Genomic DNA, 465 nt, shown 5'->3' with positions numbered 1-465 from the left:
CTGTTTATGCTAATCGCTTCTTTGAAGTATTAAGCGAAAGCATCAGCCAGAGCACGCTGATCGTTTACTTCCAGCATCAGTGGCAAGGCTGGGGCAAACAGCCCGAAGCGGCGAAGTTTAACGCTAGCGCAAATTAAAGGCGCTACGCGTAATGCGATGGTGCGACCGCGTTTTGTCGCGCCATTGCCATAAGCGGAAAGACCACAGTAACGCCTGGTAACCGACCTTCACGCTGCGCACATTGGTAATCAGGCGCTTATACATACCGGAAGTAAATATCTCGGCAATCATCCGTTGGCGGGTAAGAATATCCGGCTCTTTGCGCACCGCATGGCAAACACGCAATGCCTCGTAAGTTATTTGCTGATGAAATTCCGGATAAATCATAATTTTGTCGGCATAATTTCGATTTAATTTCTCCAGCAGGCGGGTAATCTTAATATAGTGACGTTGATAATTAAGGTT

At 47.1% G+C, this 465-nt stretch carries 1 pseudogene; it reads right to left on the bottom strand.

What is annotated here, in order from left to right:
• Positions 1-123: 123 nt before the first annotated feature.
• Positions 124-465 (bottom strand): annotated as a pseudogene (gene waaH, locus EHH60_RS36910) (UDP-glucuronate:LPS(HepIII) glycosyltransferase); the annotation flags it as partial.

The organism is Bradyrhizobium sp. RP6 (assembly GCF_003837805.1).
In the GTDB taxonomy this organism is placed as follows: Bacteria; Pseudomonadota; Alphaproteobacteria; order Rhizobiales; family Xanthobacteraceae; genus Bradyrhizobium.
This window is presented reverse-complemented; position numbering and strand designations above follow the sequence as displayed.